The sequence below is a fragment of the Microbacterium sp. 71-36 genome, assembly GCF_001898305.1.
Taxonomy (GTDB): Bacteria; Actinomycetota; Actinomycetes; order Actinomycetales; family Microbacteriaceae; genus Microbacterium.
This window is the reverse complement of record NZ_MKTP01000008.1, coordinates 88320-102934: the sequence shown is the minus strand read 5'-3', so window position 1 is coordinate 102934 and position 14615 is coordinate 88320. Positions and strand designations below refer to the sequence as shown.

Sequence of the window (14615 nt, the reverse complement as noted above, 5' to 3'; positions counted from 1 at the left end):
TGATCTGCACCTTGTGGTGCGCCTCGTAGCGGTCGCGCAGCCCCTTCAGGATGTTGATCGCGTGGGGCAGGCTCGGCTCGGCGACCTGGATCGGCTGGAAGCGGCGCTCGAGCGCGGCATCCTTCTCGAAGTGCTTGCGGTACTCGTCGAGCGTGGTGGCCCCGATGGTCTGGAGCTCGCCGCGCGCGAGGAGGGGCTTGAGGATGGATGCCGCGTCGATCGCGCCCTCGGCGGCACCGGCACCCACGAGCGTGTGGATCTCGTCGATGAAGACGATGATGTCGCCGCGCGTGCGGATCTCCTTGGTGACCTTCTTCAGGCGCTCCTCGAAGTCACCGCGGTAGCGGGACCCGGCGATGAGCGAACCCAGGTCGAGCGAGTAGACCTGCTTGTCCTTCAGCGTCTCGGGCACGTCGCCCTTGACGATGGCCTGCGCGAGGCCCTCGACGACCGCCGTCTTTCCGACGCCGGGCTCACCGATGAGGACGGGGTTGTTCTTGGAGCGGCGCGAGAGGATCTGCATGACCCGCTCGATCTCCTTCTCGCGCCCGATGACGGGGTCGAGCTTGTTGTCGCGGGCGGCCTGGGTGAGGTTGCGTCCGAACTGGTCGAGCACGGCCGACCCGCCCTGGGCACCCTGCGAGGTCTGCTCGCCGGCGCCGGAGGCGACGCCCGCGGGCTCCTTGCCCTGGTAGCCCGAGAGCAGCTGGATCACCTGCTGACGCACCTTGTTCAGGTCGGCGCCGAGCTTGACGAGCACCTGGGCGGCGACGCCCTCGCCCTCGCGGATCAGACCGAGCAGGATGTGTTCGGTGCCGATGTAGTTGTGGCCGAGCTGCAGCGCCTCGCGCAGCGACAGCTCCAGCACCTTCTTCGCACGCGGCGTGAAGGGGATGTGGCCGGTGGGCTGCTGCTGGCCCTGACCGATGATGTCCTGGACCTGCTCGCGCACGGCGTCGAGCGAGATGCCGAGCGACTCGAGCGCCTTGGCGGCGACACCCTCGCCCTCGTGGATCAGGCCGAGCAGGATGTGCTCGGTACCGATGTAGTTGTGGTTCAGCATCTTCGCCTCTTCTTGGGCGAGGACGACCACACGACGGGCACGGTCGGTGAATCTCTCGAACATCTCTCAGTCCCTCCAGAAATGGGCTGACAGGCACGCCTCCGCGCGCCGTACATCGAGAGTAACCAGCGGCCGGATGCCGCGGACGCGTGTTCGCCGTGGGCATAGCCGTCGCAGCGCCGGGGTTGCGGAGCACATCGACAGTCGATAACTTATCGACAACCGATAACAACGAATTTCGATAAGGAGTGGGTCATGGCATCCCCCCGTCCGACCTCGCGCATCCTGTCCCGCGGTGACACCGTCGGGTTCCTCTTCTTCGTCGTCCTCGGCGTGGGCCTCGCCGTCTGGGCCGTCGTGCACAGCGCGATCCGCATCGTCGAGGCGCTCCCCAACCGCGACGTGCGCGTGACCGCGCCGTTCCTCGACACCGTCGCCCAGGCACCGCTCGGCCCGGGCGCCGCGCCCGTGCCGATCGAACTCGGCACCGGCGTCATCGTCGCCCCCGAACTGCCGATCGCCTCGCTGTGGGCGCTCCTGATCGCGGAGGTCCTGTTCGCGGCCGTCGTCGTCACCGTCGTCGTGCTGCTCCTCCTGCTCACCGCAGACATCCTGCGCGGGCGCATCTTCAGCCGCCGGAACACGGCCCTCGTCTCGGTGGCGGGCACCGTGACCCTCGTGGGGCTCGCGGGCGTACCGTTCTTCCAGAACATGGTGGCCAACGGCGCGCTGGCCCGGATGTCGGACTACACCTTCGACCGCGGCGCGGTGCAGATCGTCGACCTGCCGGTGCTGTTCGGCACCGCATTCGTCGCCGCCCTGGCCGGCACCGTGTTCACCGTCGGCGACCGCCTCCAGCGCGACATGGACGGACTCGTGTGATGACGGACACGCCCCCGGTGTCGCGGCGCATGGAGCGCGGCATCCTGATCCTGTTCATCGCGGCCGGGCTCGTGATGGGCTTCGCACTGGCCCTCCCCGGCGTTCGCGCGGCGATCGGCATCGCCACGGGCACGGGCGGCTTCAGTCTCTTGACGGAGGCGCCCGTCCCGACGGACCCCGGCGCACCGATCGTGTCGGCCCGCTACGAGTCCGCCTGGGTGATCTCCGACGGGCTGAGCGCCGGCGCGCGCAGCCTGCTCGTCTCCGGCACCGCCGCGGGAGTTCTGACGACCGTGCTCACCGTGAGCGCGGTGATGCTGTTCTTCTTCCTGCTGCTCTGGAGGCGCCCATTCCATCGCGCGCTGGTGGTGGCGACACGCGTCGCGGGAGCCTCGCTGCTCATCGGCGGCACCCTGTCGGCCGGGCTCGGGGGCCTCGGCCGGATGATGGCGGCCGACGAGCTCAACCCCGCGGCGGGGGACGTCTTCGTCGTCGGCTCCTCCTTCGACCCGGTGTGGGCACTCGTCGGGCTGAGCGTTCTGGCGCTGTCGGTCGTGTTCACCTACGGCGTGCGTCTCCAACGCGATACGGAAGGACTCGTGTGAGCCCCGCGATCGACGACGACGGCCCCAGCGGCATCCACTGTCGACTCGACGAGCTGCTCGCCGAACGGGGCATGACCCTCACCCGGCTGAGCGAACTGGTCGGCGTGAGCATCGTCAATCTCTCGGTGCTCAAGAACGACCGCGCCCGCGCGATCCGCTACTCCACACTCGCCGCGATCTGCCGAGCCCTGGAGTGCGAGGTGGGCGACCTGCTCGTGGTGCAGGGAGAGGTCAGCGCTGCCCGATGACCGCAATCGGGCCGTCGGAAGCGAGGTTGCCACCGGACAGCGTGAGCTCGACGGGTCCTTCGCCGACGATGCCCGTCAGGTCGGCCAGGGTCGCGCGCGGCGCCATGTCGGCCGTGCAGACCTGATCGGCCGGCGGCTCGACGAACGTCACCCTCGCGCCTCCGGCGGTCGAACCCACGGCCTCGACCTGCGGGCGGCAGCTCGAGCTGCCCCACGTGAGGATCGCGACCTGATCGTTCCGGACCCAGCCGGCGCTGGGGAGGAACTCGTCGCCGGCGGCCGGCACCTCGACGAGGCCGGGGATCGAGGTCGGCCCCGCGGCGGCGCCGGTGACGACGACCTCGAGATCCTGAGTCGGGTCGACGCCCGCGGGCAGACCCACGTACGTCGCTCGGGGAGCCATGTCCCGCGTGCACGGCCCGTCCGACGGCTCGACGAGCTCGACGGTGAGCGTCGCCCCGGCGAGCACGGGCTCGGTCGCGACCGGCACGCACGAGGAGCTCCCGAGCGTGACGACGGCGATCCCACGACCCGCGTCGAGCCAGCCCGCCCGCACCTCTGTCGGTGCGCCGGATGCCGTCGCACCCGCGGTGTCCTCCGGCGTCGGCGCGGAGGCCGCGCCCGTCGCGCAGCCGACCAGCGCGCCCATCGAGAGGATGCCGATGCTCAGAAGCGCGGCGAGGGAGCGACGGGTCATGTGTGCCTCCGGAGTCACTGCAGCGCCGAGGTGAGGCGCGCGAGATTGTCGAGGATGGTCGAGCGCAGGGGCTGGCGCCGCCACTCCTCGACCGTGAGTTCGCGGCTGAGCGTGCGGTAGGCGTCCTCGACGCGCTGCATGTCGCGGACGAATTCCTCGCCGCGCACGAGCATCGAGATCTCGAGGTTGAGACCGAAGGAGCGCATGTCCATGTTGCTCGACCCGATCACCGCGACCTCGTCGTCGATCGTGAGGCTCTTGCTGTGCAGGATGAAGGGCTTGCGGTACATCCAGATCTTCACACCCGCGGTCAGCAGAGCCTCGTAGTAACTGCGCTGGGCGTGGTAGACCATCGCCTGGTCGCCCTCTTCGGAGACGAACAGTTCGACGTGGACGCCACGCTGGCACGCCGTCGTGATCGCGAGGAGCAGCGCCTCGTCGGGCACGAAGTACGGGCTCACGATGATGATGCGCTCGCGGGCGGCGAAGAGGAGCCCGAGGAACAGCTTCAGATTGTTCTGGAAGTCGAAGCCGGGGCCGGACGGCACGATCTGGCAGTCGAGGTCTCCGGGACCGGATTCGACGCTGAACAGGTCGATCTCATCGGTGAGCGCCTCGTCGGTCTCGCTGTACCAGTCGCTGAGGAACACGGCATTGATGCTCGCGACGACCGGACCCTCGACGCGGACCATCAGATCGACCCAGTGGAGTCCTCGGCGGATGTTCTTGCGGAGGTTGTACGACGAATCGGTGACGTTCTGCGAGCCCATGAACGCCACGTCGCCGTCGACGACCAGGAGCTTGCGGTGATTGCGCAGATCGGGACGCTGATAGCGGCCCCGAAGGGGTTGGACCGGAAGCATCAGATGCCAGTGGGCGCCCATCTCGTCCAGCCGGCGGAGCGTCTGCCGGTAGTAAGGCTTGCCCCGGTTCGCCCAGTGGTCGAGCAGGACGCGCACCACCACGCCCCGTGCGGCGACCTCTTCGAGCGCACGGAAGAAGTTGTCGGTCGAGGCGTCGCTCTGCAGGATGTAGAACTCGACGTGCACGTAGCGCTGCGCCCGCCGAATGGCATCCGCCATCGCGTCGAGGCTCTCCTGATAGTCGGCGATGAGGGTCGCGCCGTTGTCACCGGCGATGGGCATCGCGCCGAGATTGCGGTTCAGGCGGACCAGCGCACGGAACCAGTCGGGCGCGTTCGGGCGCAGGGTGCCGAACTCGAGCGAGTCGCTCGTGTCGTGGATGTACCGGTTGATGTCGGCCTGCTTGCGGCGGCGCGTGCGCGGCAGCCGCGGATTCCCGATCAGGAGGAACAGGAGCACTCCGACGAAGGGGATGAAGTAGATCGCGAGCAGCCAGGCCATCGCGGCGGTCGGTCGGCGGTTGCGCGGCACGATGATGACCGCCGCGATGCGCACGACGAGATCGATCACGAACAGCGCGATGACGAGCCAGCTCGCCTCGAACGTGGTGTCGATCACGGGACCTCCTGAACGGAATGTCTCCCCAGCGTAGTGACCGGTCCCGACACCCGAGAGAACCGACCGGTCAGGGGGCGGTGCTGTCGGGGGCGGGGAGACCGCGCTTGGCGCGCTCCTCGGCCTCGATGCGCGCGTAGGCCTTGCGCTCGGTGCGATCGATCCGGATCACGGATCGCAGGATGAAGAAGAAGATCACCGACACCGCGAGCGTCGGCAGAAGCGGCCACAGAACGGCGGCCCAGATGTCATCCACGAGTCAAGGATACGTGCAGCGCCTGAGCGTCAGGCGGGAGCACACCCCTCCTGCACAGCGTTCCGACCCGCTCGGCCCTCCCCAGATCACGGTTTCCGGCCCGCGCCCGTGGGCACCGCTGCGTCATCGTCGGGGCATGTCACCGATCGTCCGCGCCGGCGCCCCCGCCGAGTTCCTCGCCCTCGTCCCCCACCTGCTCGGTTGCACGCCCCGATCCAGCCTCGCCCTCGTCACGTTCGCGGCGGGGCGGTCGCTCGGCGCCCTCCGGATCGACCTGCCCGCCCCCGACTCCGACGCCGAGGTCGAGAACGTCGCCTCGACGGTCATCGGGATGGCGTGCAAGGTCTCGCGGACGGATGCCGTCGCCGCGGTCGTGTACACCGACATCCCCCTCCGTGACGCCGGATCCACTCCGCACCGCGCTCTCGTCGATGCGGTCGTCGCCCGCGCCGACATCTGCGGCCTCCGCGTGATCGACGCGTTCGCCGTGGGCCCCGACGGGTGGATCGGCTACCTCGCCGGAGCGCACGACGAACCCCGGCCGTTGGAGGAGATCGCGGCCGACCCCGACCTCACTCGGACGCCGGAGCTGGACGGCGACCAGTACGCCGCGGCGACGCTTCCCCCGGTCCCCACCGCCGAACGGACGGCGGTGCACCGGCTCCTGACCGACGCCGGACACCTGGTGGCCCGCTCACGCGAGGCCAAACGTCTTCCGGCCGGACGACGCGCGGCCGCCAGACTCGTGCTCGACGACATCGCCGACCCGCCGGCGCTGTTCGAGGCGTTCGTCTCGCCCGACGAGGACCCCGACGACCGCGCCGTCGCGGCGGTGTCGTTCTGCCTGCAGCGGCCGCTCCTCCGCGACGTCGCGCTCATGCAGTGGATCGGCGACCTCGCCACCGGTGACGCGACCTACGGAGCACAGACCGCGCACGCGGCCGGGCACCCGTTCCCCGCAGACCTCGCGCGCCCGATGTGGGGAGAGGGCGCCCGTCCCGATCCTCCGCGCCTGCTGCGGGCGCTCGACCGGTGCCGCCACCTGGCCGCGGCGACACCGCGATCCCGTCGCGCCGGCCCCCTGGCCGCGTGCGCCTGGCTCGCGTGGGCGACCGGCAGATCGACGCACGCCGCCGCCTACGCCGCGGATGCGCTCGACATCGACCCCGACCACGGGCTCGCCGACATCGTGCGGATCATGTGCGCTCAGGGACGATTGCCCGAGTGGGTCTTCGAGCGGGAGGCGGTCACTTCACCAGGGGGAACAGAATCGTCTCGCGGATCCCGAGCCCGGTGATGGCCATGAGCAGGCGGTCGATGCCCATACCCATGCCGCCCGTGGGCGGCATGCCGTGCTCGAGCGCGCGCAGGAACTCCTCGTCGATCGGCATCGCCTCGTCGTCACCGCGGGCCGCGAGCTTGGCCTGCTCCGTGAAGCGCTCGCGCTGGATGACCGGGTCGACGAGCTCGGAGTACCCGGTCGCCAGTTCGAAGCCGCGCACGTACAGGTCCCACTTCTCCACGACACCGGCGATGGAACGGTGCTCGCGCACGAGCGGGCTGGTGTCGACGGGGAAGTCCATGACGAACGTCGGCCGCGTGAGTCCGCCCTTGACGAAGTGCTCCCACAGCTCCTCGACCCACTTGCCGTGCGTCTCGTGAGCCGGGGCGTCGACACCGGCCTCGGCTCCGAAGGCCTTCAGGTCTTCCAGCGTGGTCTCGGGGGTGATGGTGCGGCCCGCGGCTTCCGACAGCGAGTCGTACATCGAGATGCGATCCCAGTCGCCACCGAGGTCGTACTCGGTGCCGTCGGCCCACGTGACCGTCGTCGAACCGGCCACGGCGACGGCCGCGTCCTGGATGAGGGTCTGGGTCAGGTCGGCGATGCCGTTGTAGTCGGTGTAGGCCTGGTAGGCCTCGAGCATCGCGAACTCCGGGCTGTGCGTGGAGTCCGCGCCCTCGTTGCGGAAGTTCCGGTTGATCTCGAACACCCGGTCGATGCCGCCCACGACCGCGCGCTTGAGGAACAGCTCCGGCGCGATGCGGAGGTACAGGTCGGCGTCGAACGCGTTGGAGTGCGTGACGAACGGGCGCGCGCTGGCACCGCCGTGCTGCACCTGCAGCATCGGGGTCTCGACCTCGACGAAGGCGCGGTCGGCGAAGGTGCGTCGCAGGCTGGCGTTGACCTTGGCGCGCGCGAGCACCGTCTCACGCGCGCGATCGCGCACGATCAGATCGAGGAAGCGGCTGCGGACGCGGCTCTCCTCGTTCAGCTCCGAGTACATGTTCGGCAGCGGCAGCACGGCCTTGGCGGCGATGGCCCAGTCCGACACCATGATCGACAGCTCGCCGCGGCGGCTGGAGATCACCTCACCCGTCACGAAGACGTGGTCGCCCAGGTCGACGAGTTCCTTCCAGGCCTGGAGCGACTCGTCGCCGACGTTCGCGAGCGACACCATGGCCTGGATCCGGCTGCCGTCTCCCGACTGCAGCGACGCGAAGCACAGCTTGCCGGTGTTGCGGCTGAAGACGACGCGGCCCGCAACGCCCGCCGTCACGCCCGTCTCGGCTCCCGCTTCCAGATCGGCGAAGCGTTCGCGCAGCGAAGGGATCGTGTCCGTCACCGGGACCGTCACCGGATAGGGCCCACCCGCGGCGTCCACCCGCTCCTCGAGCAGGCGTTCCCGCTTGGCGAGGCGGACCGCCTTCTGCTCGAAGACGTCGTCTTCGGTGGGTTCGGCGTCGTTCGCGGGCGCGTCGGTCATCGTGGAGGCTCCTCGGGGTCGCATCGAGTTTATCCGCGAGGTGCGCGACGTTTCCCCGCGCGATACCCCCCTCGACGATCTTCAGCGCAGCGAGATCTCCGCGTTGTCGATGAACCGGTGCCCTCCGACGGTCGCGGCGATGAGCGCGATCGCCCGCCCCCGGTGGCCGTCGTCCACCGGCAGGAACGTGTCGGGATCGACGACCGAGAGGTACTCCAGGTGGATTCGCGACTCACCCATGAGCGACGACTGCGCCGCCGCGATGCAGGAGTCCACCCCCAGATCGGCATTGGATGCCGCCGCCTCCAGCGCCACGGGGAGCTTGGCCGCTGCGCGACGATCAGCCTCGTCGAGCAGCTCCACGCGGCTCGAGACGGGCAGACCGTCGTCGGCGCGCACGGTCGGGACGAGCACCGTCTCGATGCCGATGTCGAGGTCGCGGATCATGCGCCGCACGAGGAAGGCCCGCTGCAGATCCCGCTCGCCGTACACGGCGACGTCCGGCCGGATCAGATGGAACAGCTTCGCCTCGACGGTGAGCACACCATCGAAGTAGAACGGGCGGACCCGTCCTTCGTACCGCAGACCCAGATCTCCGGCCGAGACCCGCGTGGTCGCCGTCCCGGCGGGGAGGAACTCGGCGGCGGTCGGCGCGAAGACGAGGTCGATGCCGAGGTCGTCGAGCAGATCGGCATCGGCGTCCGGTGTGCGCGGGTAGGCCGCGGTCTCCTCGGCCGTGCGGAACCGCAGCGGATTGACGAAGGTCGACACGACGACGAGGTCGGCGCGCTCTCGCGCCGCGCGGATCAGGTCGACGTGGCCGTCGTGGAGGGCCCCGAGCGTCGAGACGAGCGCGACGCGCGCAGCACCGTCCGGGCGATCTGCGCCTCTGGCCTCGGCCAGTCGGGTGCGCAGATCCTCGATGGTGCGGATCATCCGTCGATCGTAGCGTCCGGCGGCGCACCGTCCGCACCGACCGCACCGACGCCTTCCGCCAGCGCCTGGTCGACGCTCGACCGGACGAGCGCCGAGAGATACGCCCCGGCATTGTCGACGCCGACGCCGGCGAGAAGCGACGCGGACTGGCGGATGATCGACCGCGAGAACTGCGTCGCCGTGGCCACCGCCTCGGCATACGCCACGCGGTCCGCCTCGGCGATCACCACCGGTTCGCATCCCAGCTCGACCGCGAGCGCCTGCGCGATCGGCAGCACCGGCCCCGGGGCGGTCACGGCGGCGTACGCCTGCGCGAGCTGGCGCAGATCGATCGACGACGCACCGGTGAACACGATCGCCGGGTGGATGGCGAGGGGGATCGCGCCGCGCTGCAGCGCCGGGGTGAGGACGTCGACACCGAACGCCGGGTCGGTGTGGAGCACCAGCTGCCCCGGCTGCCACGCGCCGAGATCGGCGAGCCCCGCGACGAGACCGGGGAGCTGATCGTGCGGCACCGCGATGACCACGAGCTCGCTCCGGCGGACGACCTCCTCGGGCGACAGCACCGGCACGCCCGGAAGAATCGCCTCGACGCGGTCGTCGTCGGATCCCGAGGTGATGCCGGTCAGCGCGTGCCCCGCTCCGGCGAGCGCAGCCGCGAGCACGGGGCCGACGCGTCCCGCCCCGATGACGCCGACACCGAGCCGACCGTCGCGCCCCCCGCTCATCCGGCCCACCGGTGGCTGCGGTCCTCGGCGGCGGCGGCGACCGTCGCGCGGGCGGTGTCGTCGAACAGGGTCAGCGCGGCATCGCGGTCGAGGGCGCCGACCGACGTCCGCACCGTCCCCGCGATCACGTGCGCGGCGAGGGTGGCCGTGCGCGTGGCGCGCCCCAGGGGGCCCTGACGGAGTCCCACGGACTGCAGTCGCGCCAACGGGACGATCACGAGCGTTCGCCGCACCCACCCGCGACGCAGGAAGAGCGCGTCGGGGGTGACCACCGCGCCGTTGCGACGCCACGACAAAGGTCGCAGCAGCCGGACCCGCCGAGGCGTGACCACGTAGGGGTCGTCGTCGATCGGGCCCAGGATGCCGTCCCGGAACACCAGGCTCCACTCCTCCGACGGCAGCGCGGGGGCGAGGATGCGCAGCACCCTCTCCACGTCGTCACGTGTGCCGATGGGCAGGACCGCCGCGAACGGGTCGGTGGTCGAGTCGGTCGACCCCCGGCCGGTGAGCCGATTGACCGAGATGCTCCACCAGCCGAACGGACGCCACAGCAGGGGCTGGTGCACCTCGATCGCGTGCACACGCCCGGGCGGCACCACCTCGCTGATCGTCGTGAACAGCCCGAACGTCAGCCGGACGCCGTCCGGACTCGGAGCGATCGAGTAGCGCAGACCCCGAGCGATGGAGCGCACGTAGTAGGCCCCGAAGGCGAGGAACGCCGGGACGATCGTGAACAGGAACCACAGCGTCGAGAGAGAGGCCCCGACGATGATCGCGATGATCAGCGCGACCAGCATGAGCGTCGACCCGCTCAGCAGGCGCGAAGCGACGAGTCGTCCGAACGGGATCCGCACGATGCTCTCGGGCTCGGCATCCGAGAAGTCCTCCCCGTCGACGATGCCCTGGATGCCGGCAGCCACCGCGTCGGCGGCCTGCTGGACCGCAGAGCCCGCCGGAGAAGACACTCCGCGCTCGGCGAGGCGTCGCCCCGACGCGAGGCGCAGGATGTCACCGCGAACCGTCTCCGCGGCTTTGGCCGACAGATACTCCAGCTTGACGTTGGAGTCGAGACCGGCGCCCACGACCTCGAGCTTCGCCAGCCCCAGGAGTCGCGCCACCATCGGGCGCGTGAGATTGACCCCCTGCACCCGATCGAGCGGAGCCCGCCGATGGGTGCGGAAGAGAACGCCCGAGCGCACCTCGACGTCGTCGTCACTGATCCGGAAGGTGTGGAACCTCCAGGACAGTCGGAAGATCACGAGCAGCACGATCAGCACCGCGAGGGCGCCGCCGGCGGCGATCAGGATGAGGTTGTTGGCGAGGATGAAATCGACCGGGTCGGGCGGGATGACCCCCGGCGGCAGATCCGTCACCGCGGGCAGGAACAGCTCGATCAGCCGCTCGCGAAGGTTGGCGACGATGATGCCGATGATCACGAGCAGGAACAGCCCGCCCCGCAGCAACGGTGTCAGCGGGTGCAGCCGCTGCCACTCGCCGTCGCTCAACGGAGACCGGACGAGCGCACGCGGCGGCGCATCCCCCGACGCGGCGCCCTCCGGCACCACGGCTTCGGCGGGCGGCGGGACGGCTTCGGCGGGCGGCGGGTCCCACCGGGGATCGGTGGGCCGGCCGTCGGAACCGGTGCGGTCGGTCACAGCCCGGTCCGGCGGGTCTCGGCGACGTCGATGAGGGTGTCGCGCAGCTCCTCGGCGGCGCGCTGCGTCAAGCCCGGGATCGTGACCCCCGATGACGCCGCCGCCGTGACGAGCTTGAGCTGAGCGATGCCGAAGCCACGATCGAGAGGACCGTGGGTGATGTCGACGAGCTGCATGCGGCCGTAGGGAACGGCGACCACGCGCTGCCACAGGATGCCGCGGCGGAAGACGAGGTCGTCGCGGCGCAGCTGATAGCCGGTCGAACGCGCCTGGCGGGGGGTGATGATCATGCCGATCGCGGTGACCACGAGCACGACACCGACGGGGATCCACTGCCACAGGAACCCGGAGAAGGCCTGAGCGACGATCGCGGCGACGAGGATCAGGACGAAGACCGCGCCCTGCGAGATCAGCTGCACCCGCACGTACGCCCGGGCGAGCTGATGCCACGTGCCGTCGCCGAGCGGCAGCCTTCCCTCGGCGCGCGGTTCGAGGATCCGGTCGTAGGTGGCCTCGTCGAGGACGGACGCGGCCGGCTCAGCGGATCGGGGGTCCGGCGTCGGGGTGCGCTCCGGAAGATCCGGGGTGTTCGTCATCGTCGTCCTTCCGGATGGTGCACAGCTGCTCGGCCACGAGTCCCGCGACGACGAGGACGGCACCGCACACCGCCGTCGCGATGACCGACCCCAACGAGCCTAGCGACGGAGTGAACGGACGGGTGAGAACGAACGCGAGGAGCCCGAGAGCGAAACCGGTCGCCGCCGCGCCGACGAGAGAGGAGGCCTTGGCGAGCATCGCGACGCGCAGCGCCCGGAACGGGTCGATGCGCCGGGCGCTCCGCCCGCGGGACGCGCGGAAGATCGGTACCGCGACCCCCACCACGACCGCCGCCAGGAGGACGAGGATCGTCGGCAGGCTCGCCGCGGGGACGAAGGTCGGGCGTGCGGCCGCCGTGAGCATGGCGTCGACGAGGAAGCCGACGACGAGCCCCGCGAGGGCGGCCACGATCAGGATCGTCGCGCCGGTCCGCTTCACGATGGCTCCTCGCGGACGGCGGCGAGCAGGGCGTCGACTCGGCCGCGCCCGGGGATCTCGGCATCCGGGTCGATGTCGTGCCACGGAGCGAGGACGAACTCGCGCTCGTGCGCGCGGGGATGCGGGACGGTCAGATGCGGCTCGTCGATGCGGGCGTCGCCGTAGGCGATGAGGTCGAGATCCAGCGTGCGATCGCCCCACTTCTCGCGACGCACACGCCCGTGGTCCGCCTCGATGCGGTGGAGTTCGCGCAGCAGCGTCGCCGGCGCCAGCCGCGTCTGCAGCAGCGCGACGGCGTTGAGGTAGCGCGGCGCGTCGGCGTCCGCTCCGGCGAGGGTGACGGCGACCGTCTCGATGGGGGCCGACACCCGGACGTCGGTCGTCAGCGGCAGGAGACGCAGCTCCTCGACGGCCGCGGAGAGCGTCGCGGCGCGCGCGGCGAGGTTGGCCCCGAGGGCGACGACGGCCGCGACCGGCACGTCGGAGGGCGGGTCGCCGATCCCGTGCGCCAGGCGGACGCTCACACGCGCCCCCGGCGGATCGTCACCGACACGTCGGCGAACGGGACGGTGATCGGGGCGTGCGGTTTGTGCACGGTCACCGTGACGAGCAGGACGCGTTCGTCGGCGAGGACATCGTCGGCGATGCGCTGCGCGAGGGTTTCCAGCAGATCGACGGGATCGCCCTCGACGTGGGCGACGATGCGCTCGGCGAGTTCGCCGTAGTGCACGGTGTCGACGACGTCGTCCGACTCGGCGGCCGGTCGCAGCGAGAGCTGCAGCACCACGTCGACGACGAACTCCTGCCCTTCCCGCTTCTCGTCGGCGTAGACGCCGTGGAACCCGAAGGCGCGCACCCCCGTCAGTGTGATCTCGTCGGCGAAGTCCATCAGGCCTCCCAGGCGCGGGCGACGGCGAGCGCGTCGCGAGTGGTCGGGATGTCGTGCACGCGCACGGCCCACGCGCCGGCGCGATCCGCCAGCGCGCTGGTGACCGCGGTCGCCAGGTCGCGGCGATCCAGGTCGGCGTCGGCGCCGATCGTCTCGGCGAGGAACCGCTTCCGGCTCGTGCCGACGAGCACACGGCATCCGAGGTCTCCCAGGCGGGGCAGCGCGCGCAGCACCCGCCAGTTCTGATCTCCGCGCTTGCCGAAGCCGATGCCCGGGTCGACGATGAGCCGGGAGCGCGGGATGCCGGCCGCCTCCGCCGCGTCCACGCGCTCGCCCAGCTCGGCGATCACGTCGGCGACCACGTCGTCGTACTCCGCCCGTGCGTACATCTCGGCCGACGGTCCGCGCCAGTGCCCGAGCGCGATCTCGGCGCCCGATTCGGCGACCGCGGCGAGCATCTCGGGGTCGGCGAGACCACCCGACACGTCGTTGACCAATCGGGCGCCCGCGGCGACCGCGGCCCGCGCGGTCGTCGCGTTCATCGTGTCGACGCTCACGTACAGACCCTCGGATGCCAATGCCGCAACGACGGGGAGCACGCGCTGCTGCTCGATCCGAGGGGCGACCCGGTCGGCTCCGGGCCGCGTCGACTCACCGCCGACGTCGAGCAGGTCCGCGCCCTGGGCGTGGAGCGTGCGGGCGTGCGCGATCGCGACGTCGGGATCGAGGAACCGCCCGCCGTCGCTGAAGGAATCGGGGGTGACGTTGACGATTCCCATGACGAGGGTCATCCGCGCCCCCGACCGATCAACGCGATCAGCTCGGCGCGGGCGACGGGGTCGGTGTACGCACCGCGCGCGGCGATCGTCACGGTCGAGGCTTCGGGCTGGCGCCCCCCGCGCATCGTGACGCATTCGTGGGTCGCATCCAGCACGACGAGCACACCGCGGGCGTCCAGGGCCGCCGCGATCGTGTCGGCCACCTGCTCGCCGAGACGCTCCTGCACCTGGGGTCGTGCGGCGAGGATGTCGATGACCCGGGGCAGCGCGCCGAGTCCGACGACCTCCTCCCCCGGGAGGTACGCCACGTGCGCGCGTCCCCGGAACGGCAGCAGATGGTGCTCGCACATCGACCGGAACGCGATGTCGCGGAGCATCACCGCGCCGGACGGAAGGGTGTCGGGAGCGGGCCCGCGCGTCACCGAGATCGTGTGCTGCAGCGGAGCGCCGGCATCCTGGCCGACTCCCCCGAAGAACTCGCTCCACGAGTCCGCGACCCGGGCCGGGGTCTGCCGCAGGCCCGGGCGATCGGGGTCCTCACCGATCGCCTCGAGCAGCTCGCGTACGAGCGCGGACACGCGCTCCCGGTCGACGGCCAC

18 protein-coding genes are annotated in these 14615 nt (G+C 70.8%); 4 read left to right on the top strand and 14 right to left on the bottom strand.

The window, feature by feature from the left end:
* On the bottom strand, window positions 1–1126 hold a 1126-nt coding region (locus tag BGO45_RS16080), incomplete at its 3' end, for a Clp protease N-terminal domain-containing protein (RefSeq protein WP_292696156.1).
* 192 nt (window positions 1127–1318) lie between these two features.
* Between BGO45_RS16080 and BGO45_RS16075 the strand changes: the two genes are divergently transcribed.
* Genes BGO45_RS16075 through BGO45_RS16065 form a run of 3 tightly spaced genes read left to right on the top strand, consistent with a single transcriptional unit; the run spans window position 1319 to window position 2798 of the window.
* Entirely contained in the window at window positions 1319–1945 is a 627-nt protein-coding gene (locus BGO45_RS16075; RefSeq protein ID WP_292696154.1) for a hypothetical protein, read from the top strand.
* Window positions 1945–2550 carry a hypothetical protein gene (locus BGO45_RS16070; RefSeq protein ID WP_292696152.1) on the top strand — a complete coding sequence of 202 codons (606 nt, stop codon included), beginning with the start codon at window positions 1945–1947 and terminating at the stop codon, window positions 2548–2550. Before BGO45_RS16075 ends, BGO45_RS16070 begins: the two co-directional genes overlap by 1 nt.
* Window positions 2547–2798, top strand: a complete 252-nt coding sequence (locus BGO45_RS16065; protein ID WP_076492042.1) for a helix-turn-helix transcriptional regulator — start codon at window positions 2547–2549, stop codon at window positions 2796–2798. Before BGO45_RS16070 ends, BGO45_RS16065 begins: the two co-directional genes overlap by 4 nt.
* Here the strand turns inward: BGO45_RS16065 and BGO45_RS16060 are convergent.
* The 3 genes from BGO45_RS16060 to BGO45_RS16050 form a co-directional block, all read right to left on the bottom strand.
* Complete coding sequence (locus BGO45_RS16060) at window positions 2782–3495, bottom strand: hypothetical protein (protein ID WP_292696148.1); 714 nt, start codon at window positions 3493–3495, stop codon at window positions 2782–2784. The two genes, BGO45_RS16065 and BGO45_RS16060, sit on opposite strands and share 17 nt — an antisense overlap.
* A gap of 14 nt (window positions 3496–3509) precedes the next feature.
* Window positions 3510–4976: a cardiolipin synthase gene (cls, locus tag BGO45_RS16055; protein WP_292696146.1), complete on the bottom strand. Its 1467-nt coding sequence runs from the start codon at window positions 4974–4976 to the stop codon at window positions 3510–3512.
* A gap of 67 nt (window positions 4977–5043) precedes the next feature.
* Entirely contained in the window at window positions 5044–5229 is a 186-nt protein-coding gene (locus BGO45_RS16050) for a hypothetical protein (protein ID WP_292696145.1), read from the bottom strand.
* Between the two features lie 136 nt (window positions 5230–5365).
* Here BGO45_RS16050 and BGO45_RS16045 point away from each other — a divergent pair, with 136 nt between their 5' ends.
* Entirely contained in the window at window positions 5366–6526 is a 1161-nt protein-coding gene (locus BGO45_RS16045; protein WP_292696143.1) for a DUF4192 family protein, read from the top strand.
* Here the strand turns inward: BGO45_RS16045 and lysS are convergent.
* From lysS to folE, 10 genes are all read right to left on the bottom strand, one after another.
* The gene (lysS, locus tag BGO45_RS16040; RefSeq protein ID WP_292696141.1) at window positions 6477–7994 is read right to left on the bottom strand and encodes a lysine--tRNA ligase; all 1518 of its coding nucleotides are present in this window, start codon (window positions 7992–7994) and stop codon (window positions 6477–6479) included. The genes BGO45_RS16045 and lysS overlap by 50 nt on opposite strands.
* An 81-nt stretch (window positions 7995–8075) precedes the next feature.
* The gene (gene panC / locus BGO45_RS16035) at window positions 8076–8930 is read right to left on the bottom strand and encodes a pantoate--beta-alanine ligase (protein WP_292696140.1); all 855 of its coding nucleotides are present in this window, start codon (window positions 8928–8930) and stop codon (window positions 8076–8078) included.
* Complete coding sequence (locus tag BGO45_RS16030) at window positions 8927–9658, bottom strand: DUF2520 domain-containing protein (protein WP_292696139.1); 732 nt, start codon at window positions 9656–9658, stop codon at window positions 8927–8929. The genes panC and BGO45_RS16030 overlap by 4 nt, the downstream gene beginning before the upstream one ends.
* A complete protein-coding gene (locus BGO45_RS16025) occupies window positions 9655–11313 on the bottom strand; it encodes a PH domain-containing protein (protein ID WP_292696137.1) in 1659 nt (552 codons plus the stop codon). The genes BGO45_RS16030 and BGO45_RS16025 overlap by 4 nt, the downstream gene beginning before the upstream one ends.
* Window positions 11310–11909, bottom strand: a complete 600-nt coding sequence (locus BGO45_RS16020) for a PH domain-containing protein (RefSeq protein WP_292696135.1) — start codon at window positions 11907–11909, stop codon at window positions 11310–11312. The genes BGO45_RS16025 and BGO45_RS16020 overlap by 4 nt, the downstream gene beginning before the upstream one ends.
* Window positions 11851–12348, bottom strand: a complete 498-nt coding sequence (locus BGO45_RS16015; RefSeq protein WP_292696132.1) for a DUF3180 domain-containing protein — start codon at window positions 12346–12348, stop codon at window positions 11851–11853. The genes BGO45_RS16020 and BGO45_RS16015 overlap by 59 nt, the downstream gene beginning before the upstream one ends.
* The gene (gene folK, locus BGO45_RS16010) at window positions 12345–12872 is read right to left on the bottom strand and encodes a 2-amino-4-hydroxy-6-hydroxymethyldihydropteridine diphosphokinase (protein ID WP_292696129.1); all 528 of its coding nucleotides are present in this window, start codon (window positions 12870–12872) and stop codon (window positions 12345–12347) included. The genes BGO45_RS16015 and folK overlap by 4 nt, the downstream gene beginning before the upstream one ends.
* Window positions 12869–13237, bottom strand: coding sequence for a dihydroneopterin aldolase (gene folB / locus BGO45_RS16005; RefSeq protein ID WP_292696126.1), 369 nt, complete (start codon window positions 13235–13237; stop codon window positions 12869–12871). The genes folK and folB overlap by 4 nt, the downstream gene beginning before the upstream one ends.
* Window positions 13237–14028, bottom strand: coding sequence for a dihydropteroate synthase (gene folP, locus BGO45_RS16000; RefSeq protein ID WP_292696123.1), 792 nt, complete (start codon window positions 14026–14028; stop codon window positions 13237–13239). The genes folB and folP overlap by 1 nt, the downstream gene beginning before the upstream one ends.
* Window positions 14025–14615 (bottom strand): GTP cyclohydrolase I, encoded by a 591-nt coding sequence (gene folE / locus BGO45_RS15995; protein WP_292696120.1) that lies wholly within the window; start codon window positions 14613–14615, stop codon window positions 14025–14027. Before folE ends, folP begins: the two co-directional genes overlap by 4 nt.

Bases quoted from the DNA above. Each gene is read 5' to 3' on its own strand.
- folB (WP_292696126.1), bottom strand. From the start codon at position 13,237: ATGGACTTCGCCGACGAGATCACACTGACGGGGGTGCGCGCCTTCGGG.
- BGO45_RS16020 (WP_292696135.1), bottom strand. From the start codon at position 11,909: ATGACGAACACCCCGGATCTTCCGGAGCGCACCCCGACGCCGGACCCC.
- lysS (WP_292696141.1), bottom strand. From the start codon at position 7,994: ATGACCGACGCGCCCGCGAACGACGCCGAACCCACCGAAGACGACGTC.
- BGO45_RS16070 (WP_292696152.1), top strand. From the start codon at position 1,945: ATGACGGACACGCCCCCGGTGTCGCGGCGCATGGAGCGCGGCATCCTG.
- folP (WP_292696123.1), bottom strand. From the start codon at position 14,028: ATGACCCTCGTCATGGGAATCGTCAACGTCACCCCCGATTCCTTCAGC.
- BGO45_RS16045 (WP_292696143.1), top strand. From the start codon at position 5,366: ATGTCACCGATCGTCCGCGCCGGCGCCCCCGCCGAGTTCCTCGCCCTC.
- panC (WP_292696140.1), bottom strand. From the start codon at position 8,930: ATGATCCGCACCATCGAGGATCTGCGCACCCGACTGGCCGAGGCCAGA.
- BGO45_RS16075 (WP_292696154.1), top strand. From the start codon at position 1,319: ATGGCATCCCCCCGTCCGACCTCGCGCATCCTGTCCCGCGGTGACACC.
- BGO45_RS16030 (WP_292696139.1), bottom strand. From the start codon at position 9,658: ATGAGCGGGGGGCGCGACGGTCGGCTCGGTGTCGGCGTCATCGGGGCG.
- BGO45_RS16060 (WP_292696148.1), bottom strand. From the start codon at position 3,495: ATGACCCGTCGCTCCCTCGCCGCGCTTCTGAGCATCGGCATCCTCTCG.